The 20,206-nt window shown below is 68.7% G+C and carries 27 protein-coding genes and 1 pseudogene; 14 read left to right on the forward strand and 14 right to left on the reverse strand.

Annotated elements, in window-relative coordinates; all coding sequences use genetic code 11:
• The first annotated feature begins 56 nt into the window (after positions 1 to 56).
• The 7 genes from J7E87_RS20995 (at position 57) to J7E87_RS21025 (ending at position 4,575) form a co-directional block, all read left to right on the forward strand.
• On the forward strand, positions 57 to 284 hold the full coding sequence (locus tag J7E87_RS20995; protein ID WP_215096006.1) for a hypothetical protein: 228 nt from the start codon (positions 57 to 59) through the stop codon (positions 282 to 284).
• Positions 285 to 314: 30 nt separating this feature from the next.
• Positions 315 to 710, forward strand: a complete 396-nt coding sequence (locus tag J7E87_RS21000) for a hypothetical protein (RefSeq protein ID WP_215096007.1) — start codon at positions 315 to 317, stop codon at positions 708 to 710.
• Positions 711 to 812: 102 nt separating this feature from the next.
• On the forward strand, positions 813 to 1,229 hold the full coding sequence (locus tag J7E87_RS21005; protein ID WP_215096008.1) for a head decoration protein: 417 nt from the start codon (positions 813 to 815) through the stop codon (positions 1,227 to 1,229).
• Positions 1,230 to 1,243: 14 nt separating this feature from the next.
• A complete protein-coding gene (locus J7E87_RS21010) occupies positions 1,244 to 2,293 on the forward strand; it encodes a major capsid protein (protein WP_215096009.1) in 1,050 nt (349 codons plus the stop codon).
• Entirely contained in the window at positions 2,293 to 2,583 is a 291-nt protein-coding gene (locus J7E87_RS21015) for a hypothetical protein (RefSeq protein ID WP_215096010.1), read from the forward strand. The genes J7E87_RS21010 and J7E87_RS21015 overlap by 1 nt, the downstream gene beginning before the upstream one ends.
• A 53-nt stretch (positions 2,584 to 2,636) precedes the next feature.
• Positions 2,637 to 2,984, forward strand: a complete 348-nt coding sequence (locus tag J7E87_RS21020) for a hypothetical protein (protein ID WP_215096011.1) — start codon at positions 2,637 to 2,639, stop codon at positions 2,982 to 2,984.
• Between the two features lie 412 nt (positions 2,985 to 3,396).
• On the forward strand, positions 3,397 to 4,575 hold the full coding sequence (locus J7E87_RS21025; protein WP_215096012.1) for a hypothetical protein: 1,179 nt from the start codon (positions 3,397 to 3,399) through the stop codon (positions 4,573 to 4,575).
• A 172-nt stretch (positions 4,576 to 4,747) separates the two neighbouring features.
• On the opposite strand, the gene J7E87_RS21030 is transcribed toward J7E87_RS21025, so the two are convergent.
• The gene (locus J7E87_RS21030) at positions 4,748 to 5,050 is read right to left on the reverse strand and encodes a histidine phosphatase family protein (RefSeq protein ID WP_215096056.1); all 303 of its coding nucleotides are present in this window, start codon (positions 5,048 to 5,050) and stop codon (positions 4,748 to 4,750) included.
• 77 nt (positions 5,051 to 5,127) lie between these two features.
• Between J7E87_RS21030 and J7E87_RS21035 the strand changes: the two genes are divergently transcribed.
• Positions 5,128 to 5,316 carry a hypothetical protein gene (locus tag J7E87_RS21035; RefSeq protein ID WP_215096013.1) on the forward strand — a complete coding sequence of 63 codons (189 nt, stop codon included), beginning with the start codon at positions 5,128 to 5,130 and terminating at the stop codon, positions 5,314 to 5,316.
• Between the two features lie 669 nt (positions 5,317 to 5,985).
• Here the strand turns inward: J7E87_RS21035 and J7E87_RS21040 are convergent.
• From J7E87_RS21040 to J7E87_RS35205, 4 genes and pseudogenes are all read right to left on the reverse strand, one after another.
• Positions 5,986 to 6,468: a hypothetical protein gene (locus J7E87_RS21040; RefSeq protein ID WP_215096014.1), complete on the reverse strand. Its 483-nt coding sequence runs from the start codon at positions 6,466 to 6,468 to the stop codon at positions 5,986 to 5,988.
• A 160-nt stretch (positions 6,469 to 6,628) separates the two neighbouring features.
• The gene (locus J7E87_RS21045) at positions 6,629 to 7,009 is read right to left on the reverse strand and encodes a hypothetical protein (RefSeq protein WP_215096015.1); all 381 of its coding nucleotides are present in this window, start codon (positions 7,007 to 7,009) and stop codon (positions 6,629 to 6,631) included.
• Positions 7,006 to 7,593 (reverse strand): TetR/AcrR family transcriptional regulator, encoded by a 588-nt coding sequence (locus J7E87_RS21050; protein ID WP_215096016.1) that lies wholly within the window; start codon positions 7,591 to 7,593, stop codon positions 7,006 to 7,008. The genes J7E87_RS21045 and J7E87_RS21050 overlap by 4 nt, the downstream gene beginning before the upstream one ends.
• A gap of 125 nt (positions 7,594 to 7,718) precedes the next feature.
• Positions 7,719 to 7,989, reverse strand: a pseudogene (locus J7E87_RS35205) (IS1380 family transposase); the annotation flags it as partial.
• A 237-nt stretch (positions 7,990 to 8,226) separates the two neighbouring features.
• Between J7E87_RS35205 and J7E87_RS21055 the strand changes: the two are divergent.
• Both J7E87_RS21055 and J7E87_RS21060 read left to right on the forward strand, forming a co-directional pair.
• Positions 8,227 to 8,589 (forward strand): YciI family protein, encoded by a 363-nt coding sequence (locus tag J7E87_RS21055; RefSeq protein WP_215096017.1) that lies wholly within the window; start codon positions 8,227 to 8,229, stop codon positions 8,587 to 8,589.
• A 2-nt stretch (positions 8,590 to 8,591) separates the two neighbouring features.
• Positions 8,592 to 9,806: an RNA polymerase sigma factor gene (locus J7E87_RS21060; RefSeq protein WP_215096018.1), complete on the forward strand. Its 1,215-nt coding sequence runs from the start codon at positions 8,592 to 8,594 to the stop codon at positions 9,804 to 9,806.
• Between the two features lie 236 nt (positions 9,807 to 10,042).
• Here the strand turns inward: J7E87_RS21060 and J7E87_RS21065 are convergent, their stop codons facing one another.
• The 7 genes from J7E87_RS21065 to J7E87_RS21095 form a co-directional block, all read right to left on the reverse strand.
• A complete protein-coding gene (locus tag J7E87_RS21065) occupies positions 10,043 to 10,339 on the reverse strand; it encodes a hypothetical protein (protein ID WP_215096019.1) in 297 nt (98 codons plus the stop codon).
• A 52-nt stretch (positions 10,340 to 10,391) separates the two neighbouring features.
• Complete coding sequence (locus J7E87_RS21070; protein ID WP_215096020.1) at positions 10,392 to 10,736, reverse strand: TfoX/Sxy family protein; 345 nt, start codon at positions 10,734 to 10,736, stop codon at positions 10,392 to 10,394.
• Positions 10,737 to 11,015, reverse strand: a complete 279-nt coding sequence (locus tag J7E87_RS21075; protein ID WP_215096021.1) for a hypothetical protein — start codon at positions 11,013 to 11,015, stop codon at positions 10,737 to 10,739.
• 280 nt (positions 11,016 to 11,295) lie between these two features.
• Positions 11,296 to 12,129 (reverse strand): class I SAM-dependent methyltransferase, encoded by an 834-nt coding sequence (locus tag J7E87_RS21080; RefSeq protein ID WP_251017721.1) that lies wholly within the window; start codon positions 12,127 to 12,129, stop codon positions 11,296 to 11,298.
• On the reverse strand, positions 12,126 to 13,709 hold the full coding sequence (locus tag J7E87_RS21085; RefSeq protein ID WP_215096022.1) for a radical SAM protein: 1,584 nt from the start codon (positions 13,707 to 13,709) through the stop codon (positions 12,126 to 12,128). Before J7E87_RS21085 ends, J7E87_RS21080 begins: the two co-directional genes overlap by 4 nt.
• 49 nt (positions 13,710 to 13,758) lie before the next feature.
• On the reverse strand, positions 13,759 to 14,004 hold the full coding sequence (locus J7E87_RS21090) for a hypothetical protein (RefSeq protein WP_215096023.1): 246 nt from the start codon (positions 14,002 to 14,004) through the stop codon (positions 13,759 to 13,761).
• Positions 13,988 to 14,506: a MauE/DoxX family redox-associated membrane protein gene (locus J7E87_RS21095; protein ID WP_215096024.1), complete on the reverse strand. Its 519-nt coding sequence runs from the start codon at positions 14,504 to 14,506 to the stop codon at positions 13,988 to 13,990. Before J7E87_RS21095 ends, J7E87_RS21090 begins: the two co-directional genes overlap by 17 nt.
• A 146-nt stretch (positions 14,507 to 14,652) precedes the next feature.
• On the opposite strand from J7E87_RS21095, the gene J7E87_RS21100 reads away from it, so the two are divergent.
• Together J7E87_RS21100 and J7E87_RS21105 are read left to right on the forward strand one after the other, a co-directional pair.
• Complete coding sequence (locus J7E87_RS21100) at positions 14,653 to 15,678, forward strand: DUF3179 domain-containing protein (RefSeq protein ID WP_215096025.1); 1,026 nt, start codon at positions 14,653 to 14,655, stop codon at positions 15,676 to 15,678.
• Positions 15,675 to 16,367, forward strand: a complete 693-nt coding sequence (locus tag J7E87_RS21105) for a hypothetical protein (protein ID WP_251017722.1) — start codon at positions 15,675 to 15,677, stop codon at positions 16,365 to 16,367. Before J7E87_RS21100 ends, J7E87_RS21105 begins: the two co-directional genes overlap by 4 nt.
• 25 nt (positions 16,368 to 16,392) lie before the next feature.
• Here the strand turns inward: J7E87_RS21105 and J7E87_RS21110 are convergent, their stop codons facing one another.
• Positions 16,393 to 16,686 (reverse strand): DUF1707 domain-containing protein, encoded by a 294-nt coding sequence (locus J7E87_RS21110; protein ID WP_215096026.1) that lies wholly within the window; start codon positions 16,684 to 16,686, stop codon positions 16,393 to 16,395.
• Positions 16,687 to 16,813: 127 nt separating this feature from the next.
• On the opposite strand from J7E87_RS21110, the gene J7E87_RS21115 reads away from it, so the two are divergent.
• The gene (locus J7E87_RS21115) at positions 16,814 to 17,479 is read left to right on the forward strand and encodes a CDP-alcohol phosphatidyltransferase family protein (RefSeq protein WP_215096027.1); all 666 of its coding nucleotides are present in this window, start codon (positions 16,814 to 16,816) and stop codon (positions 17,477 to 17,479) included.
• A 373-nt stretch (positions 17,480 to 17,852) separates the two neighbouring features.
• On the opposite strand, the gene J7E87_RS21120 is transcribed toward J7E87_RS21115, so the two are convergent.
• Complete coding sequence (locus tag J7E87_RS21120) at positions 17,853 to 18,275, reverse strand: MerR family transcriptional regulator (protein ID WP_215096028.1); 423 nt, start codon at positions 18,273 to 18,275, stop codon at positions 17,853 to 17,855.
• 403 nt (positions 18,276 to 18,678) lie between these two features.
• On the opposite strand from J7E87_RS21120, the gene J7E87_RS21125 reads away from it, so the two are divergent.
• On the forward strand, positions 18,679 to 20,181 hold the full coding sequence (locus J7E87_RS21125) for a SulP family inorganic anion transporter (protein ID WP_215096029.1): 1,503 nt from the start codon (positions 18,679 to 18,681) through the stop codon (positions 20,179 to 20,181).
• Positions 20,182 to 20,206: the final 25 nt, after the last annotated feature.

The raw sequence follows: 20,206 nt of genomic DNA on the forward strand, positions 1-20,206 counted from the left end.
TCGGCGCTGATGGCTACACTGATCGGCAGCGCGGGGGCGCGCACTGGAGGAGTTGTATGGCCCGGCCCCTGCCGACTCGCAGCCCTGTCGGTTATCGCCGTGATGGGCGGCCGATCTTCCCCATCGTTGGGGCCTCGTCGGAGGACGAGACGAACGAGCACCTGGACGACGCCGATGACGGCGGTAGTCAGGAGCAGCAGGTCACGGTGACCCAGGACCGCCTGGGGAAGATGCTGACCAGGGAAAAGGCCCAGGGCGAACGCGCTGCGATCAAGCGCCTATAGCGCGAGGCCGAGCAGGCCGCGCTGTCCGAGGTGAAACGCCGGGAACAAGCTGCTGCCGAGAGGGAGTTGCAGGCGGCCCGGCGCGAGGAACTGGCGGCCGAACGTGAACGTGCGGCCCTTCGCCGGGCGGCACTGGTATCTCTCGGCGCCGAGGGGAATGACCTGGTGGATGCCGAGCGGCTGCTTGCTGTCGATGACGAAGATGCGGACGAGTCGCAGATATCGGCTGCGGCCGAGGCGCTGCGGTCGCGGCGCCCGGAGCTGTTCGGCGAGGTACGGATGCAGGTGCCGGCGGCCCCGGATGGTGCTCCGGCCGGGCGGGGCCCGCAGCGTAAGACGCCCGTGAGTCGGCCGGGTTCAGCCGGTTTGGAGATGGCGCGTCGGCGCGGGCTCGTACCGGCTGCCGAGTTCAGCGACGCCCGCTGACGCACGTGCAGTTGGGGGACCACGCCCCCGGAACTTCGTGGACGGCATCGCCCTCATGGGCGGTGTGCGGACAGTTACCGCATTCGTCCATGGAGACACAGCGTGACCATTCAGCCTGTTACGACGTCCGAGTACGTGACCGCCAACCGCGAGTGGCTGGCGGCCCTGCACGGCACGGAATCGACCGACACGATCACCCTCGACCTTTCGCTGTTCACCGAGGGGGTGCACTACCAGTGCGGTGACGGCTGCGACCCGTACGGCCGGGTCTTCTCGGGTGTGGCGGTCGGCAAGGTTGCCGAGTCGAAGCTGTACGGCGCCTACGACCCGGAGGCCCACTGCGGCCGTCAGGTCCTGCGCGGCTTCGTCGTCGCCGAGGCCCCGTTCGCTCCGGGCCAGACCCGCGTACCCGCGGCGCTGTTGTGGCACGGCGCGGTGAAGGCATCGAAGGTCCCGGGCGGCCTCGACGTGTCGCAGCTGACGTGGCACCCGCGCGCCGCGCAGATCCGGTTCGTGTGAGCGGGGCCTGAGCTGTGACGATTCAGGACCTGTTGAAGGATGTCGCGGTCGCGGACCTGACGACGTTCGCCCGTGCGATCCCGTCGCCGAAGGACTTCCTGCTTACCCAGACGATCTTTCCGACGCTGGAGCTGCGGGAGGTCAAGTGGCGGACCAAGGACTCGGGCCGGTATGTGAACGTGGCGAAGTACCGGGCGTTCAACGCCTCGGTGCCCTTTGCGACGCGTGAGGCGTGGCAGACCTCCCGTGAGGGGGCGCTGCCCGCGCTGGGCCAGAAGCTCGTGGTGTCCGAGCAGGAGCAGATCCTGCTGGAGGCGTCGCACGGCTCGGACCAGGACCGGCTGATCGAGCTGCTGTATGACGATGTCGAAAGGCATGTGGAGGCGATCCGGTCGCGGCTGGAGCTGGCGGCCGGCGACGTGCTGGCGGACGGGAAGTTCGAGCTGGTGCAGGAGAACGGGCTGACGCTGGAGGTGGACTGGAACGTACCGGTAGAGAACATGCCGGTCGCCGCGAGGCCGTGGTCTGATCCGGCCTCGGATCCGATCGCGGACGAGCTGCGGTGGATTCAGCACCTGGACGACATCGGTGCTCCGGAGCCGGAGATGGTCGTGTCCTCGCGGAAGGCGTTCTCGTACCTGGCGGCGAACAACGCCTACCGGGCGGCGTACTACGGCAGCGTGAACCCCTCGACGACGCCGACGGCGACGCTCACCCCGCAGCAGATCAACGTGGTGCGCGGCAACTACAGCTTGCCGCCGATCACGTTCTATAAGGCGCAGGTGCGGGTGGACGGCAAGCCGCGCAAGGTGCTGCCGGAGGACCTGTGGATTCTGGTGCCGCCGGACCGTGAGAAGTGGGGGCAGACCCAGCTCGGTGTGACGGCCGAGGCGCTGGTCCTGTCGCGCGGCACGAACCCGGAGATCATCCGGGAGGACGCGCCGGGCATCATCATCACCCGCGGTGTTCAGGATGACCCGGTGCAGATCTACACCAAGGGTGGCGCGGTCGGCATGCCGGTGCTGCATACCCCGGACGCGCACATCGTGGCGAAGGTGCTGTGATGCCGGTGCCTCGTCTGATCGCTGCCGTGTACCTACAGGACCCGTCCACGCGGGAGGAGTTGATCCTGCTGCCCGGTGAGTGCCCTGATCCGGAAGTCGCCACTCTGGTGACGAACCCGGACGCCTGGGACGCGCCGCCCGACGACTCCGAGCCGGAGCCGATAGCGGTGGCGGAGCCCGACCCCACCGCAGGGAACAGCGACCAGGAGCCGGAACAGGAGGAGGCCGGCGGGGGTGGCGGCGCGAAGAAGTCGCCACCGCGGCGGGCTCGCTCGTCGGCGTCGGCGTGATCGCTCGTACGGCCCGGCACCAGGAGGCTCCCCGGTGCCGGGCCGTACCTCGTATGGAGAAGGAGGACCAGGTGGACGAGTTCCAGCGGTCGTGGCTGCTGGCGCAGCTCGGCCCGGACACGGACCCGGCTGACCTGGAGCGCCGGTTCTTCCGGCTGCGGTCGGTGCGGGCGGTCGCGCTGGAGGTGCTCGGCGAGCGGCGTGCGAAGCTGCTCGGCGATCCGCTGAAGGTCACCGTCGATGGCGTGGTGACCATGGACTTGCAGGAGAACCTGCGCGGCATCGAGCGGCAGATTGAAGGGATACGGCAGAGCCCAGCGCCGGGCGACCCCTCGGGCGAGGACGATGGGGAGGAGGCGCTGGCCACGACATGCCTGGTGCCGGAGCGCCGCTACCGGTAGTCACAGCCGTCAGTCTCACTCCCTATGGGCTGGCACTCAATCCAGTCCCCTGCTGCGCGCCGCTGTCGGAGGTCTCGGCCAGGTGGGCTAACAGGGGGAGGTGCCGTTGCGGAGGTAGCGTGGCCGGCCGTCTACCAGGGCGGCGTGGTCACAGGAGGCAACGGGCAAGAGCCTGTCCACAGCAAGGCGCAGTTCGGCCCTTGCAAGCGGTTCACTGCTTACGGACGTTGAAAGCGTGGTGTCGGCGGGGCTGACGGTCCATGGGTCCCTGCGGGATGCTCGACGACAGCCCCGCGCGGGCCGACCCAGGCGCTTTACCAGACCGACCTGCCGCGCGGGCCCGCAAGAGCGAAACGACGCCGGGCACGCCGGTTGCGGGCCATGCTGCTCCCAGCGACGAGAGCGGGGGAACGTGCAGGCGATTCTGGCGGGGGCCGTACTTCTGGTGTGTCTGAGCACGCCGCTGATGGGAGGGATGCAGCCGCCGCGGCTGAGGTCGAAGCGGCTGACACCCGAATACTCGGTAGGGGCGCCGTTGGCGGTGGGGCTCGGCTCCTGGGCGATGTGGTTGCTGATGTTTCCGGTGCTCCGCGTCGGCTTCACCGGCACCAGGAACACCTGGATATGCGTGGCGTTGATCGTGCTGTGCGTACTGGTCGCCCGGCCGATGGTCCGGATGGCGGCGCCCGCCCGGCTCAAGGGGAACCGGATGCTGGTCGCGGCACGCGCGGTGGGCCTCTGCTGCGTCGTGGCGGGCGTCATGGCGCCATTGGACACGCAGGTCGACAAGCAGCCCATGGCAGGGATGACCGTGGTCTACGCGACGACCGCCGCCGTACTGGGTCTGATGCGGATCGTGGACCACGGCTACTTCCCGCTGATCCTGCTGCGGACGGCCCTGTGGAAGGCGCTCCTGGCCGTCGTGACCGGGTACTGGATCCACCGCACCGGCGGCACCCTCGTCCCCGTCCCGGACGACGCCACCGCGGGGACGCTGCTGCTCGCCGCCCTGTGGTGGTCGCTGGTGGGGCTGTCCGCCGGCTGCGCGGTGGCCGCGGCCGTCCGGCTGGTGCGCTGGCTGAGGACCGGGCCGCCGACCCGTCCCGCGCCCCCCGGTGTGGCCTCCTGGCCACCGGCCGTCGGCGATGTGTGGACGGCCGAGCTCACCTACGACGACAACACGTACAAGGAGCGTCCGGTGGTCGTGCTGGAACGCACCCCGGGCTTCGTGCGCGTGCTCGGCATCACCAGCGTCGACAAGTCCGGTCGGCCGCGCGGCTACCTGAAGCTCCGCCTGTCCGAGTGGGAGGGCGTGCTGACGAAGGACAGCTGGCTGGACCTGGAGATCACGCACGTCCCGTACTGCGACTTCCTTTGGCGGCGCGGGGCGTGCCCGGACCGGGTGTGGGACGTGCTGTGCACGAAGGCCGACGTGCGGGCGCGATCCGCGAAAGCAGGACCGGCCCCGGGCTTCACCTTCCGGCACCGGCTGCGGTCAGCGATGAACACGCACGTCGGCCGTGACGCGCGCACGGTCAGCGCCGGCGCTGACAGCCGGGTGCGCCGGGTCCGGAAGCGGTCGAAGGTCTGACCCGAACCACCGCCGGACCGTGCGACGCCGGGGAGAGGCCGGTTCCCAGGACACACGGCCCACCTGCGCCAGATCCAGTACCGCCATGACGTTCTCGACGGCAGCCTCGCGAGCACCGGACTCATCCCTACACCGCCATAACGACATCACGCATTCAACCGCAGTAGAAGCCCTATTGAAGGTGTGCCTGCGATGCGATGTCCACGACGGCCGTGTCGTCGAGCGTGGTGATCGCGCAGGAGGGGACTCCGTCGTGCAGCAAGCTGTCCGGCAACACCTCGTCACCGACCAGTGTGCGAAGCAGCTCCACGGTGACCCCGCCGTGGGTGACAATCGCAACCGGCCCGCGTTCCGCAGCCAAGTCGGTCAAGCACGAGAGGAATCGCGCGCCGGCGTGAAGCGATGAGTCTCCGGACCGGGGGACGAAGTCCCGGTCCTGGACCGTTGCTGCCCAGTCAGCGAGAAACTCTTCGATGGGCTGGTCGTCGGCCCAGTTTCATCCGTTCCTGCAGCCGAGCATCCTCCTGGACCTGGAGTCCGGACGCCACCGTGATGAACGGCGCCGTCTCGCGGCCCCGCCTCATCGGGCTGCTGAAACACGGCCCCGATCCCAACGTGCTGCAGCCACTTTGCTGTTCGGGCAGCATGCTGAAGACCGAGGACGGTCAAGCCAGGATCGCCGAGTTGGCGTTCCTTCTCCGCATGCTGCACCAGGTAGAAGATGGTCACAGTCGAGGGTGACGTACAGATCGTGGCCGACGCCACCGGAATACCCGGCGGCACTATTCTGGCTTCATGACGTTGAGTAACGACGAGCGTGAGCTTCTGCGCCTGATCGACGAGTCCACTGCCCCGGTCGCGATGTCCGACCTGTGCCACATCATCCACCCGCCAGCCCCTGGCCTGGATGAACATCACCCTGAGTCGGTTTCGATGAGATCGTCGCTAATAAGTACCTGACATGCATTCATGACGCCGTCAGGTCCGGTCACATAGACGGATACTCCATCATCGACCTGGAGTCCCAGAGGCCAGCAATCGAAAGGCGCTTGCAGGCTGTTGGCCTGAAGCCGCGCGGCATCGTCTACCTTCCGGATCCTGATGCCCGGACGCGGCTGCACGTAGAAAGTGCCCTCCGCCTGGACCGACAGAACCCCTCAGCAAGGTTCATCGTCCCAGGTCAGGAAGTGTCTTCGGCTTGGTCGTCTGCCCCGGCTGGCGGAGGTCGCCGACACGGCCGCGTCCGTGGCCTCGGACCACCGGCGCGATGATCGGCGCGATCGTCAAACTGACCTGTGGCGCGATCACGAACTAGGAAGGCCGAGCCATGTCATTGCCCGTGTGCTGTCCTACGTACCGGTGCTCGCCTGCGCGTCTCCGCTGCGGCGTCAGCCTGGGTGCCAAGCCTTCTTACGTGGGGGCGAGGCGCCGCTGGATCCGCTCGGGAAGCAGGGACGGACTGCCGCGCAGTCCTGCGGCGTGGAGCAGTCCGGTGGCCAGGGCGAAGGCCGAGAAGGCGAGTTCCCGCGCAGGGAGCGTAGTTGGGGAGAATGCGATGAGGGGAAGTTCGGGCAGTAGGGCGAGGCCGCGGAGCAGGTAGATCGCGGCGATCGTGATCAGTACCGGCGCGAGCTTGGGCAAGGGACGCAGCAGGCCGGCTGCCGACCATGCGTACGCTGCCGCGACCGTGAGAAGTACGGCTATGCCGATCGCGGTGGCGGTGGGGATGGGCGAACCCTGTTCTGCCAGTTGGGCGAGGTGTTCGCCGGCACCGAAGTAGCGGAAGCCTGCGCCGTCGTAGAGCGGCAGCACGGCGTGCAGGACGCCGGCGGCCAGGCTCAGCGATCCGGCCAGGACGAGTGCTCGCGCACGGGGTCGAGAGTTGGATGGCATGGTCTCCTGCTCGGGGGAATGTGCGCGATCCGGTTCGGTGGTGCGGTCGGGGTGGCTCGTCTCCGCTCGCGGGGGCCGCTTTCGGCCAGAACAACCCCAACGGGCAGCGCATCGCCGCTGTACCCCCTGCGCGCATCGCGGGAATCTCTTCACGGTGTTGCTATGCGGCGCCCGCCACCGTCAGCAGTGCGACCGGCAGGAGCAGCATCCATTGCGGCAGCCGGAGCAGCGGCTTGGACCAGCCGACCGACAGCGTGATGACCAGGAAGGCCGTTGCATAGGCGAGGAAGTGCGCGGCCACGAACCACGCGACCAGGTCGGTCCCTGACGTACCGTTCGCGAGCGCGAGGTAGACCAAGGCGGATGCGGAGAGCACCAGGTCCACGGTGACCATGTGCCATACGGCGTGCAGGACGCGCTTGGGTTCGTCTGCGAGCCCGCAGGAAAGCAGTGGGCGCACGACGTCCCGCCTCCCGGCAATGATGTGTACTGCGGCCACGCCGGATGCGGTGACGCCTGCTGCGAGAAGCCAGCTGTTCATCGGATCTCGATTCCTTTGGCTACGACAGCGGCCAGCCGGCCGGCCAGCTGCGAGGTCGGGTGTTCTCCGACCAGCCCGATGTGGAAGAACACCGCTCCGGCCAGGGTGTCCAGAACCAGGTCCACCGGTGTTCCGGCCGCGATCTCCCCACGCAGCATGGCGCGTTCGAAGATGCTCAGCAGCCGTTCCTTCGACGGGGCCAGGAACTCGCTGCGGATGCGCGCCTTGAGAACCGGGTCGGCGGCGAAGTCAGCGAGCAGCCCCGGGAGCGCCGCTGCGGCGGCAGGCGCGTGGAACTCCTCGACCAGGCCCTGCAGCAGTACGGCCAGGTCCCCGGAAAGCGTTCCGGTGTCCGGTAGAGGAGCTCGGTCGGTGGTCGTGAACACGGCCTCGAAGACCAGCTCCGGCTTGCCCGACCAGCGCCGGTAGATCGTGTCCTTGCCGACACCGGCGCGCGCCGCCACGGCCCCGATGGATGCCGCGGCGTAGCCGACCTCGACCACCAGCTCCGCGGTCGCGCTGACGATCGCCTCGTGCGAGCGGGGATCCCTGGGGCGGCCCCTGGAGGGCGGAGAAGAGCTCATGGCATTTACCTTACGGGTCGACCCGTTTGCTTATCAAGGGTTGCGGATGAGCCCTCGCGGCGGCGCTTCGACCACAACGGCGGCCGCAGAACGTTCCGGTAGCCGTCGACTTGCCCCTGGCCGGTTTCGGCGGCCTGCAGCCAGGAAACTTCCCGAGCCTCAGCGCGGGCCGCTCGCAGCGAAGCGAGTACGGCCTCGTCCATGCCGGCGAGCAGCCGCAAGGCCGTGGGCGTGGAGGCCACGGCACCGAACCATGCTCTGGTCGCGCAGGACGACCAGGTCCGTGATGGTCTCGCCGCCATCGGCGATCATCACGGCGAGGTCAGTGGCGATCCGGCCCGGATCGTGGCCGGTCCCGCGCGGTCTCAGCTGCCGCAGGGCGGTCGAGCAGGCGCTGGTCGTCACCCCACCCCCCCGACGGTCGATCACGCCTACTTCGCCGCCGCCCCCGACCACGCAGCCCTGGTCGAGGCTCTCCTCGCCCTGGCGCCGCCCCTGGCGAGTCGGCCGCCTCTGACGAGCTTTTCTTGGGCCGCACGAGCTTTTCTTGACTGCACCTGTCGATCGCGGGCGAGGCCCGTTCGTAGTTGGGTGAGAGGCGGGAAGTGCCCGCCCATCACGAGGAGCACCGCCATGGCGAAGTACATGTTGTCCGTCCACAGCGTCGAGGGCGAGGCCCGCACTCCGATGAGCGACGAGGAGATGCAGCAGTCCCACAAGCAGCTCGGCATCCTTGAGCAGGAGATGAAGTCGACCGGCGCCTGGGTTTTCTCCGGCCGCCTGCACCAGCCCGACACCGCAACCGTCGTGCGCATGTCCGAGAACGAGGTCCTGACCACCGACGGCCCATTCGTGGAGTCGAGGGAACACCTCGGCGGCTTCTACATCATCGAGGCCCAGGACCTCGATGCCGCGATCGCCTTGGCGTCGAAGGTCACCGAAATCATCAAGGCGCCGATCGAGGTCCGTCCCTTCGCAGACACATCCGGAGCCTGACCTTGTCGGTCGCCGACGAGGCCGCGGTCGGCCGGATCTTCCGCGAGGAATCCGGCCGATCGGTGGCTGCCCTGATCCGCGTCTTCGGTGACATCGACGTCGCCGAGGATGCGGTACAGGAGGCATTCGCCGTCGCCCTGCGCACGTGGCCGGGCGGCGGCCTGCCGCCCAACCCGGGCGGCTGGATCACGACGACCGCCCGCAGGCGGGCCATCGACCGGCTGCGCCACGAGTCGCGTGAACGGGAACTGCTCAGCGAGGCAGCGGTGCTCTCACCCGGCACCGACGATCCCGACATGCCCGAGGAGGCGTGGCCCGTGCAGGATGACCGGCTTCGCCTCATCTTCACCTGCTGCCACCCGGCGCTCTCCACAGAAGCGCAGGTGGCGCTCACCCTCCGGCTGCTCGGCGGCCTGTCGACCAGGGAGGTCGCACGATCCTTCCTGGTGGCCGAACCGACGATGGCGCAACGACTCGTGCGGGCCAAGCACAAGATCAAGGCGGCCCGGATCCCCTACCGCGTGCCGGAGGACCACGAACTGCCCGACCGCCTGCGCCCCGTGCTGGCCGTCCTCTACCTCATCTACAACGCCGGGCTGACCGGACCGGCCGAACAGGGTCTGTGCCCAGAAGCGATCCGGCTGGCCCGGACCCTGGCGACGCTCATGCCCGATGAGCCGGAGGTGGCCGGACTGCTGGCACTGCTGCTCCTGACCGAGTCCCGTCGCGCGTCACGAATGCGGCCCGACGGCTCCCTCGTGCTGCTCGGCGAGCAGGACCGCAGCCGATGGGATCGGGCCTTGATCGAGGAGGGGCAGGCGATCGTCCGCCGGTGCCTTCGCCGCAATGAGCCCGGCGTGTATCAGCTCCAGGCCGCCATCAACGCCGTACATGCGGATGCCGTGACGCTCGAGCAGACCGACTGGTCGCAGATCGTCGCCCTGTACGACCAGTTGCTCGCACTCGCCCCCACGCCGGTGGTGGCCCTCAACCGAGCCATCGCCATCGGTGAGGTGCAGGGCCCCGCTGCTGCGCTGGCCCTGGTGGACGACCTGGACCTGCACAACTACCACGCGTTCCACGCCACGCGAGCCGATCTGCTGCGGCGGCTGGGCCGCAACAGCGAGGCCGCGGCCGCCTACGAGCGTGCAGCCTCCCTGGCGCCGACCGACGCCGAACGGGACTTCCTCAGGCGCGGTGGCCGAGCCTCGCGCTGAGCACACCGGTGACTTCGCGTATCCGCAGGCTTCCGGCCCACGCCCCGTCGGCTGTTGTGTTGGCCGACAGGGAGGACATGATCACGTAGAAGGGGGTACCTCAGCGCACCAGGTGGCGCAGTGCGTCGACGCACCGCATCGCGGCGGCCGGGCGCAGCAGCGTGGGGGCGGGGCTGTGCCGGGGATCTGACGGGAATGAGCGCGCGGGCCATGCACAGCCGTGCTGACCGACGGCTTCACTTCACTCGCCTCCTACCGGTGATCAACTTAGTGACGTATTTTTCGCCGTCGGCGTACGCGAGGTCGTGGGTGTAGTTCTCGGAGACGTACTGGCGCCGCCCGGTTTCCGTGTCGGTGACCACCACGCGGAACCCGAGGGCGCTAGAGCCACACCTGAAAGGGACTCCGACACCCATCAGGCCCTCTGCAATGTCGATCCTGAAACGTTCGCGGCTAACTGAGCCGTCTGCCGGGGGCACCGGACGGCGAACGAATCCGAAACGCAACGGCCCGATTCGCATTCTGTGGCGCATGACGCCTCCCCGCGGGTACGGGGGGAGTTTACGCCTGGTGAGGCGTAAGAAGTCATTCGCTTCGGGGCGCGGCCGTGGGCGGCAGGCTCCGGGCATAGGCAGCGGCCTGTGAGATCCAGTCCTCGAGCGCCGACCCCGCGAGTGCGTCGGGAGCGACGAACACCATGGACTTCATCGTCCGGCCCGTGAAGTCCATGGGCCGCACGCCCGGGCGTTCCAGGGCGTCGGTGGCGCCGTCCGGCCCGAGCCTGATCATGAGGTCGTTGTGGACGACGCCGCAGAACATGTGGCCGCCCAGCAGGAACGCCAGTCCGCCGAACATCTTGCGTTCGCTGACTTCATCGGCCGGCGGCAGCGTTTCCCTGACTCGCTCGGCAAGATCCTCGTCGTACGGCATCTATGCCTCCTGTACGTCGGCAAGGTGGTCGGGCAGGCCGAACAGGGGGAAGAGGGCGGGGTCGGTGAAGCCGGTGATCTCGGCGATCGCACCGTCGTCGACGGTGAGGACCATGATTCCGTAGGCAGAGGCTTTCGTCCCCTTGGGGTCGCGGACATAGGCGGCAAGGGCGGGCTGGCCATTGGCCCGGGTGGGAACCAGACTGATCTGGGTCAGGTCACCGCCCGCGGGGACGGTGGCGAAGAAGGATGCGATCGCGGGCCGCCCGCGGTAGGCCATGGGGTAGGGCGGGCGGACTCGAAACTGGCAACCGGCCCTCGGAACACGAAGTCGGCCGCCAGTGGCACGCCGCTGAAGTCCCCGTTCCCGCTGATCCAGGCCTCGTAGTAGGCATCCACGATTTCCTGGACTGTCGTGATCCCTCCAGCTGAGAGGTCGAAGGACCGGGCACGGCAGGTCCCTACCTATACAGACCCCGGGCAGTGCTCCGAACTCATCGACCGGCCCGAAAGACACGTGGTGATCCGCGGAGCTGCGTCGCCGCTGGAACCTCGCATCGCTACGTCGCGTCACCAGGGCGGACTGTTCTTTCGGCGATCAGCGTGGCGTAGCCCAGGACGCTATCGGCCACGGCGTCGCGGGCCGCTTGAAGCACAGCTGGGGCCGCCTTCAGGTCGACGCCTGCGGCGGCGAGCTTGTCGGGAGCGGTCATGCGCAGCAGGTTCAGCCGGGCCTCGATCTGGTCGATCATGCGGACCATGGCCTGGTCGTGGCGCTCGGCTTTGATGGTGCGCAGTCCGGCGGCGGCCAGGATGTCCTCGTACTCGGCCAGCGGGCGGGCGTCGGCGATGCAGGCGATCCGCGCGGCGAGGCCGGTGAGCTCGGGCGGGAGTCGGTCGGGGGTAGCTGTGACGTCGGTGATGCCGACCCGTCCGCCGGGGCGCAGGACCCGGGCGAACTCGGCTGCGGCCTGCGCTTTGTCGGGGAAGGTGCACAGCGCGCACTCGCACACCACCGCGTCGAACATCCCGTCCGGGTAGGGCAGGTGCTCCGCGTCGCCGGTGACGAACACCGCCCGTTCCGCAAGCCCTGCGGCCTGCGCCGCTCCCTGAGCGAGGGCGGTGTTGCCGGGTGCGTAGTCCACGCCGTCCACCCGTACGCCGTAGATGCCGGCGAGGAGGAGGGCGGTGGTGCCGCGGCCCGAGGCCACGTCCAGGACGCGGCCGTTCTCGGTGAGTCTGAGAGTGTCGGCGAGACGGCGGGTCAGGGCGGTGCCGCCGGGATGGTAGGAGTCGCCAAGCAGCAGAGCGACGACGTCGGAGGAGTACGCGGCAGCACAGCAGGCTTTGAGCTCATCGCCCATCGCGGGTGGGCGGGCGTTCTGGTCAGTCATCGTGTGCCCTCCTCGGCGGCGGGCCGGGGCTTGGTGCTGCGGGCGGTCTTGGAGCCGTAAGGGGTGTCGGTGAGCCGCCCGGCGAGCGGCAGGGCGTTGGGCACCACCGGGGCGACGGGCAGGCCGGACATCTGGGCGCGGACCTGTTCGCGGTAGCCGACGGAGTTGTAGGCGCAGAACGGGATGAGCCGTCCGTCGGGGGTGATCTCCTCGACGCAGCACTTCATCAGTTGTTTGACGTTGAGGGTGTAGGGGTCCTGGAAGTCTTGCACCACGATCATGAAGGCTTTGTCGTTGAGGTCCTTGACGGCCTGGGGCAGGTCGATGCCGCAGGCGTCCGCGCAGTTGAGGGCCTCGGTGGTGGCCCGCAGCTGCTCCTGGGTGGTTTCCGTGCCCATGAACGCGGAGGCCGACCAGAGTTTCTCCAGCGCCTCGCGGATCCCGGCGTCGGGCATCACGCGGTTGGTGACGTAGTCGAGGTAGTCCTCGATCTGGAGCAGCCGGGGAATGGGGACGACGGTGCAGTTGCCGGGTTCGCCGTCGACGAGCAGGTAGGTGATGGAGCGGCAGGTGGGAAAGCAGCAGGGGACGGGGAAGAAGTCGCCCTTCTGAAACCACTGGGGTCGCTGGGCGTTGATCAGTTTGATGACGTCGGGGTTGGTGAGCCGGTTCAGCGGATCGAACTCGACATGTCGGCCGGAGTGGGTGACCGGCTGGAAGGCCACCGAGCGCACGGCGGGGTGGTCGATGCCGTACTCGATGATCGCCCCGAGCTCGTGCTCGTTCAGGCCGCGTTCGACGGCCGCGACGAGGGTGACGGTCAGGCCTGCCTCCGCGCAGTTGTCCAGGGCCCGCTGCTTGAACGTGCGCAGATCGCGGCCGCGGATCTCAAGGTGGGTGCGCTCGTCGAAGCCGTCGAACTGGAGGTAGACGTTCACCGACTTGCCCGGCGCCTGGTTGCGTTTGGCGAGTTCGGCGACGAAGTTCTTGTCGGTGGCCAGGCGGATGCCGTTGGTGTTGAGGTTGACGTTCCTGATCGGGCGGGCCTGGGCGAGGTTGATGAAGTCCAGGATGTGCTTGTGGATGGTGGGCTCCCCACCGGAGAACATCACCACCTCCGCCTCGCCCTCTGACTCCACGAACGCATCCAGCATCCGCGCGCACTGCTCGTGGGTGATGGAGTAGCCGTCGCTCTGGTGGCCGGAGTCAGCGAAGCAGATCGGGCAGTCCAGGTTGCAGCCGGTGTTGACCTCGATGATGCCCAGGCATGCGTGCTGCTTGTGCTCCGGGCACAGCCCGCAGTCGCTGGGGCAGCCATCCCTCACCTCGGTCTGGAACACCAGGGGGATCGTGCCGGGCTTGTTGAAGCGGGCTGAGGACAGGTACTCCTCCGCGTCCCCGTAGACCAGCGCCTCGAACTCACCGTGCTCCTTGCAGCGTTTACGCAGATAGACCTTGTTCTCACGGATGTTGACCTGCGCGTCGACCGGTGTCTTGCACAACGGGCAGATCGACTTGGTGAACTCCACGAACACCTCGTCCCGGTCCACCTTGCGCCGTGGCGCTGGTGCCTGGGTCATCTCGGCTCTCCACTCGAAAGGGGCCCGGGCCGTGAACCCGGGCCGATGGTCACCGCGCCTCACCACGACCGCGGTGGGCCCGGCGTCGCAGGGCATGGACGACAGCGATGAGAGCGGTGAGCACCATCACCGCACCGACGGTGATCAGCAAGGGACTGCCTCGCGCACCGCCGACCGTGACAGCCGCGCCGCCGGCCACCAGCAGCGGGCCCCCGCAGGACAGCACCAGCAGCAGCCCGGCACCGACGGCGGCCGACATGCCGCGCAGGCCGGAGCGTTCACCGGATGCGGGCATCAGGATCGGCCTCCTCCATCACGGGCGGGGATTGTGCGGGCGCAGCGGTCTCGTCCAGCTCGGGACCCCTGCTCGGGACGGCCCGTTGGGCAGTCGCGGCAGCAGCCTTGCGGGCCCCGTGCAGCAGCAGCCCCGCGTAGAGCAGCATCAGGGCATCCTGGGCGAGCACGAACCAGCTCAGCCGCTGGGACAGGTAGATCCCGAAGCAGCCGCAGTTGGTCACGGTGAGCCCGCGTGCATACGCCTGCACGGCGAGGAACGTCCACATCACCGAGACGGCCGTGAACACCCACACCGGGGCAAGCGCCTTGGACCGCGGGCGGGCCAGGAACCAGACCCCGCACACCAGCTCGCCCGCGATCAGTGCCACGGCCAGCGCGGTCGCGGCGACGCCGTCGACCAGCCCGTAGGCGGCCAGAATCCCGGGCATGTGCCCGAAGGAGGCGAGCTGGCCGACCGCCATCACCGTATACACCGCACCCAGCACGATCCGCAGCACCATGCTCCGAACGTAAGCCGTGCTGGAAGCCGAGAACTGTAAGCGCGCTCACCGAACAGACACCCCACGCACGAGAACATCAGCAGCACGGGACCCGTCTTCGGCGGGTGCGTATCACGCGGATCCCGTGTGGTCAGGGGTGATGCCCGGTGAACGCTCAGAACAAGCCCAAGCCAGATCGTCGGCAGGTCATCAAGGGCGCCGGGGTGATCGGGGGAGTCGTCGTCCTGCTCCTGGGCGGAGGCGTCATCGGCTGGCAGGCCATCTCCGACCGCCCGTCCGAGACGGTGCCAGCAGTGCAGCCGGGCCAGGATCCGTCGCTGGAGACACTGGCCGGTGCGGCGGTCTCCGGCGGACCGGGCAAGGACGGGATCCCCTCCGTCGACCGGCCCCGGTTCGTCGCGGCGCGCGAGGCGGGCTTCCTCGCGGACGACGAGCCGGTGTTCGGACTGGAGTACCGCGGAGAGGTACGGGCCTATCCGCAGCAGGTGCTGGTATGGCACGAGATCGTCAACGACACCGTGGCCGGTGAGCCGCTGGCGGTCACCTACTGCCCGCTCACCGGCACGGTGATCGGATTCCGCACGCCGCCCGGCACACCGGAGCTGACGTTCGGCACCACCGGCAAACTCGTCAACTCCAACCTGCTGATGTACGACCGGCAGACCGGCTCCGAGTGGCCCCAGCTGCTCGGCACCGCGATCAGCGGCCCGCTCAAAGGCACGAAGCTGGACACCGTCCCCCTGGTGTGGACCACCTGGAAGGACTGGCGCACCGCGCATCCCGACACCCGCGTGTTGTCCACCGACACCGGCGCCCTGCGCAGTTACGGCAGCGATCCCTACGGCTCCTACCCGGATCGCAGCGGCTACTACGTCAAGGGCCGCCCGTTCTTCCCGGTACTGGCCACCAGCGACCGCTTCCCCGACAAGGACGTCGTGATCGGCGTACGGGTCGGCGAGCAGCGGCTGGCGATCCACAAAGACCTCGTCCGCAAGGCCCAGACTGTGCACGGCGAAGTCGCGGGCACACAGGTCGTCGCGCGCTGGGACGAGAGGCTCGACACGGCCCGTGTCCTCCAGCGCGTCGGCGAGAAGTGGGAGCCCGCAGACTTCCTCGACTCCATGTGGTTCGCCTGGTACGCCTTCTACCCGAACACCCAAGTCCGGCAATGAACAGGCTCCTGACCACGCTCGCCAGGGCAGGCGATGCCTGGGACGCCACCCTCGCCGCCACCGTGGCCACTCCTCGCCGGGCGCGCGCCGCTCTCGCCGTACGCCGTCACCGGCGGGTCGCACTGGCGGCTGCGGCGCTGGTGCTGGTGGCGTACCTGTTCTCCATCGGTGATCTCGCGGTGTCGGCCTCCGGCCGGTTCACCGGCGTGCCCGTCTTCCAGTCCGCCCCTGGGCAGCTCTTCCAAACGCGGGCGCCGTACCTGTTCGAGCCGGTGCTCGCGCTCCATTCGACGCCGCACGCGGCGGTGTTCCTCAGCCCGGTGAACCTGCTGCTCGGCGCGGTCGTCGCCGCGCTCGTCGGCTGTAACATCGCGGTCGCCGGGCTGGCGGCACGGCAGGTGGCCTCCTGCCGACGCACCAGGTACGCGCGGCTGCTCGGCGTCCTCCCGGCGTTCCTCCTCGGCTTCGCCTGCTGCGTACCGACGCTCCTGCTCGTCCTCGGCGCCGGCACCGCCGCAGCACTCCTGCCGGTGCTGATCCCGCTGCGCCCGGTGTTCTATCCGCTCACGCTGGTAATGCTGATCAGCACGCTGGTGTGGGGTACGTCCCGGCTGGACACAACCCCATACACCGTCCAGGCCGGGGAATCACCCATCCCCGAGCAGAGCAGTGATCGTCCGGAACGATAAGTGCCGGGAAACCCCTTTCCGGGGATCAATCGCGTGCGTGTGGTGGGGGCAGCCAGCAGAACACCGCACACCGCAGCGCCCGGACCAACCGGTCGCCTACGCGCTCGCGCAGCGACGCGGGGCCGACACCGGAGGGCTCGGCCGCGTCCGCGGGCAGATTGTCCAGCAGTGGGCTCAGCTCGTCCTGAGAGCGAGCTCGCATGGCCCGTCCGGCGCGGTCCTCGAATTCCGGCTCGTCCAATCGGCCCTCGGCGTACGCCGTCTTGAGGCGTTCGAGGGCTTGTTCCCGCTCGGCGTGTCCGATGCGCAGTGACGGCATGGCGGGCCTCCTGTTTCCAGGATATTGCGCTGCGGAACGGCACTGAGCACGCTCACGTTCCGGCCCCGGGGCGAGCGCCTACCGTGAGCGCACCGCATCCCGCGCGCCCGAAGAAAGGCCGGCCGTCGTGCCTGTATCCGACCTCACCGACAGCCGCGCCGCGACCAACGCCCTGCTGGGGGCGCTGAAACAGGATCGCTGGAGACCTCACGCCGTCGCACGTTTCCTGTGGCAGGCCGCGGACCGGTCAGTACGGCAGGCGGCCTGCCGCCCCCGGGCGCTCGCACAGATCACCGCCCTGCACGGAATGCTGCTCGCCCTCACCCAAACCCAGGAGGGGCGGAGATGGGTGGCGACCAGCTGGACTCTGGGCGCCCTCCATCTGGGCCTGCTGGAGCACCGCGACCGTCTCTCGCCGGCCGATGCGCTCACCCTGCTGCGCGGCAACCTCCCCGCCACGACCGTGGGGTCGAGTCGCTTCTCGGGCGTGCTGGCGATCGCCTCGGACCTCGCCGACGGCCACCTGGCCCGCCACCAAGCCACCGTGTCCCCGTTCGGCGATTACGCCGACTCCTTCGCCGACGCGGCGTTCTGGACCTGGCTCGTCCTGCGGCACGAACCCAGCCGTGCGGTACGGGCGGCGGCGATCGCCGCGTGGGCGCTACCGGTCGCCACGGTCAGCGCCCTCGCCATCAGCCGCGGCACGATGCCGGAGCGGCCCCGCCCCGCGCTGCTGGGCCCGGCCGCCGCGATGCAGGGGATCGTCGCCGTGCGGCATCTGCTGCGCCGCTGACGGACGGACGAACGGCGGGCAGGTGCGGGTGCCTGCGACGTGCGGAGACGTTGGGCCGTCACTTGTTCGGGGCACTATGAGGGTTTCGCAATGGTGCTGAGGCTCCTTCAAGAATCCTGAAGTTCTGCTGTCTGGGACGAACTTCGGTGGGTGATGGTGTGGCGCTGACGGTGGTGCGGGAGATCCGGCGTCCCTTTGACCCAGATGGCCAGGCGATCGAGGACTTCGAGACGGACGTGCTGTCCGGTACGCGAACGCCGCCCGCAACCTCATGGCCAGCCACCTGGAAGCGGATCAGAGTGCTCCGAGCGACCTTCTCTGAGTTCAGTCCTCCCGCGCCCCGCTACCCGCCCTCGGAAACCGGTGCAGTCGGTCAGGACCGTACGGCGGAGGGGGCCGGGGTGTCCTGTCGCAGGCGGGTGCGGAGGGTGGCGGCGAAGTCCTCGGCGCGGGAGAGCTGAACGCGGAGCTTGTCGACCTGTTCCGCGGCGGCCTGCTCGTACTCGCGTACGCGGTCCAGCAGGACGTCGCGTTCGCTGGAGTCGAGGTCGCTGTCGGCGTCGAGGCGGTCGGTGGCGTCGAGCAGGTCGCGCATCTGGTCGAGGGTGAAGCCGAGCGGCTTCATCCGGCGGATGACCATGAGCCGCTGCACGTCACTCTCGGTGTAGAGGCGGAATCCGCCCTGCGAGCGAGCGGAGGGGACGACGAGCCCGGTCTCCTCGTAATGCCGGATGGTGCGCAGGGACAGTTCGGTCCGCGCGGCGACCTCGCCGATCTGCATGTGCTTGCCGTCCACGCCCGTGATCCTCTGGCCTTCTCGTTCCTGGTGGGCCGCAGCCCCTACTACCTCAGCAGCCTCTACTCTAACGTTAGGGTAGAGTTGCTGGTGGCGAGGGCGGTGTGGAGCTGCCTCGCTTCAACCGTGTCGGGGCCGATGGTGCCCCCGGTGAAGTTCCGATTCTTGCAGGAGAGAGCGTGCGCCAGCCCACGATGCCCAGTGCCGCCGCCTGCCCGCCGTGACGCTTCGCCCCTGACGAGAGTGCCAGCCGCCCATTTTTCCCGGCCCCCGCTCCGTCCCTCATGACTTCCGGCCCGACCTTGCGGGCCGTCCGCGGGGTGCCGCCCGGCCCCTCCGCGTCCTCCCGCACGCCCCGGCCTGCCGGCGTGGGTGTGCCTGAGTACGACAGGTACCTGCTTCCTTGTCTTCTTCCGCCCTCACCCCGGCCGCGCGGCTGCGCGGCCTGCGCCCCGACTGGCTCTCCGACCCGAAGGTCTGGCGCACCGAGGTCCTGGCCGGCCTCGTCGTTGCCCTCGCCCTGATCCCCGAGGCGATCTCCTTCTCGATCATCGCCGGGGTCGACCCGGCGATCGGCCTGTTCGCCTCCTTCACCATGGCCGTCGTCATCTCCATCGTCGGCGGCCGTCGGGCCATGATCTCGGCGGCGACCGGCGCGATCGCGCTCGTCATCGCACCCCTGAACCGCGAACACGGCCTCGGCTACCTGATCGCCGCCGTCATCCTGGCCGGCATCTTCCAGGTCGCCCTGGGGGCGCTCGGGGTGGCGAAGCTGATGAGGTTCATCCCTCGCTCGGTGATGGTCGGCTTCGTCAACTCCCTGGCCATCCTGATCTTCATGGCCCAGGTCCCCGAAATGCGGAACGTCCCCTGGGCCGTCTATCCGCTGATCATCGGCGGTCTGGCGCTCATGGTGTTCTTCCCGAAGATCACCACGGTGATCCCGGCGCCGCTCGTCTCCATCGTCATCCTGACCGTCATCACGGTCGGCGCGGCCATCGCGGTGCCGACCGTCGGCGACAAGGGCGCCCTGCCCTCCTCGCTGCCGGTGCCCGGCCTGCCCGACGTGCCGTTCACGCTCGACACGCTGACCACCATCGCCCCGTACGCCTTCGCGATGGCGCTCGTCGGCCTGATGGAGTCCCTGATGACCGCCAAGCTCGTCGACGACATCACCGACACCCACTCGAACAAGACCCGCGAGTCGATCGGCCAGGGCATCGCCAACATCGTCACCGGCTTCTTCGGCGGCATGGGCGGCTGCGCCATGATCGGCCAGACCATGATCAACGTGAAGGTCTCCGGCGCCCGCACCCGCCTGTCCACCTTCCTGGCCGGCGCGTTCCTGATGGTCCTGTGCATCGCCTTCGGCCCGGTCGTCTCCGACATCCCCATGGCCGCCCTCGTCGCCGTCATGATCATGGTGTCGTTCGCGACCTTCGACTGGCACTCCATCGCACCCAAGACTCTCACGCGGATGCCTCTGGGCGAGATCACCGTCATGGTCGTCACCGTCGCCGGTGTCGTCACCACCCACAATCTCGCTATCGGCGTCGTCGTCGGCTCGATCACCGCCATGGTCATCTTCGCCAAGCGGGTCGCGCACCTGGCCAACGTCACCTCTGTCACCGACCCCGACGGAACCACCGTCGTCTACTTGGTCACCGGTGAGCTGTTCTTCGCCTCCTCCAACGACCTCGTTGGCCAGTTCAACTACGCCACCGACCCGGACAAGGTCGTCATCGACCTCTCCTCCGCCCACATCTGGGACGCCTCCTCCGTCGCCGCCCTCGACGCGATCGAGACCAAGTACGCCCAGCGCGGCAAGACCGTCGAGATCACCGGCCTGAATGACCCCAGTGCCGACATCCACGGCAAGCTCAGCGGCGAACTCGCCAGCCACTGACCGTCGCTGCCGCCAGACAGGACCC

Origin of the sequence: Streptomyces sp. ISL-1 (genome assembly GCF_018614585.1) — a bacterium.
Classification (GTDB): Bacteria; Actinomycetota; Actinomycetes; order Streptomycetales; family Streptomycetaceae; genus Streptomyces; species Streptomyces maoxianensis.

Bases quoted from the DNA above. Each gene is read 5' to 3' on its own strand.
- J7E87_RS20995 (WP_215096006.1), top strand. From the start codon at position 57: ATGGCCCGGCCCCTGCCGACTCGCAGCCCTGTCGGTTATCGCCGTGAT.
- J7E87_RS21015 (WP_215096010.1), top strand. From the start codon at position 2,293: ATGCCGGTGCCTCGTCTGATCGCTGCCGTGTACCTACAGGACCCGTCC.
- J7E87_RS21020 (WP_215096011.1), top strand. From the start codon at position 2,637: ATGGAGAAGGAGGACCAGGTGGACGAGTTCCAGCGGTCGTGGCTGCTG.
- J7E87_RS21035 (WP_215096013.1), top strand. From the start codon at position 5,128: ATGAACGGCGCCGTCTCGCGGCCCCGCCTCATCGGGCTGCTGAAACAC.
- J7E87_RS21040 (WP_215096014.1), bottom strand. From the start codon at position 6,468: ATGCCATCCAACTCTCGACCCCGTGCGCGAGCACTCGTCCTGGCCGGA.
- J7E87_RS21045 (WP_215096015.1), bottom strand. From the start codon at position 7,009: ATGAACAGCTGGCTTCTCGCAGCAGGCGTCACCGCATCCGGCGTGGCC.
- J7E87_RS21050 (WP_215096016.1), bottom strand. From the start codon at position 7,593: ATGAGCTCTTCTCCGCCCTCCAGGGGCCGCCCCAGGGATCCCCGCTCG.
- J7E87_RS21055 (WP_215096017.1), top strand. From the start codon at position 8,227: ATGGCGAAGTACATGTTGTCCGTCCACAGCGTCGAGGGCGAGGCCCGC.
- J7E87_RS21065 (WP_215096019.1), bottom strand. From the start codon at position 10,339: ATGCGCCACAGAATGCGAATCGGGCCGTTGCGTTTCGGATTCGTTCGC.
- J7E87_RS21070 (WP_215096020.1), bottom strand. From the start codon at position 10,736: ATGCCGTACGACGAGGATCTTGCCGAGCGAGTCAGGGAAACGCTGCCG.
- J7E87_RS21075 (WP_215096021.1), bottom strand. From the start codon at position 11,015: ATGGCCTACCGCGGGCGGCCCGCGATCGCATCCTTCTTCGCCACCGTC.
- J7E87_RS21080 (WP_251017721.1), bottom strand. From the start codon at position 12,129: ATGACTGACCAGAACGCCCGCCCACCCGCGATGGGCGATGAGCTCAAA.
- J7E87_RS21085 (WP_215096022.1), bottom strand. From the start codon at position 13,709: ATGACCCAGGCACCAGCGCCACGGCGCAAGGTGGACCGGGACGAGGTG.
- J7E87_RS21090 (WP_215096023.1), bottom strand. From the start codon at position 14,004: ATGCCCGCATCCGGTGAACGCTCCGGCCTGCGCGGCATGTCGGCCGCC.
- J7E87_RS21095 (WP_215096024.1), bottom strand. From the start codon at position 14,506: ATGGTGCTGCGGATCGTGCTGGGTGCGGTGTATACGGTGATGGCGGTC.
- J7E87_RS21105 (WP_251017722.1), top strand. From the start codon at position 15,675: ATGAACAGGCTCCTGACCACGCTCGCCAGGGCAGGCGATGCCTGGGAC.
- J7E87_RS21110 (WP_215096026.1), bottom strand. From the start codon at position 16,686: ATGCCGTCACTGCGCATCGGACACGCCGAGCGGGAACAAGCCCTCGAA.